General features: G+C 44.7%; 1 rRNA gene. It reads right to left on the bottom strand.

The features are described from left to right. Positions 1 to 79 precede the first annotated feature (79 nt). Positions 80 to 195: ribosomal RNA gene (gene rrf, locus AB4589_RS25575) — 5S ribosomal RNA — on the bottom strand. Between the last annotated feature and the right edge of the window lie 62 nt (positions 196 to 257).

The raw sequence follows: 257 nt of genomic DNA on the forward strand, positions 1-257 counted from the left end.
AACTACCACTCCGCAGTGGTCAACTCACTAAGTGAGCGTCCATATCTCCAGGTCGGTCAACCTAAAGATTTAATTTAAAGCCTGGCGATGTCCTACTCTCACATGGGGAAGCCCCACACTACCATCGGCGCTATTGTGTTTCACTTCTGAGTTCGGCATGGAATCAGGTGGGTCCACAATGCTATGGTCGCCAAGCAAATTTTAAAATTCGGAAAGCTTATCTAAAAGTTATATCTCATCAAACTCATTCAAGGTCT

The organism is Vibrio sp. 10N.222.49.A3, assembly GCF_041475145.1.
GTDB classification, from domain to species: Bacteria; Pseudomonadota; Gammaproteobacteria; order Enterobacterales; family Vibrionaceae; genus Vibrio; species Vibrio tasmaniensis_A.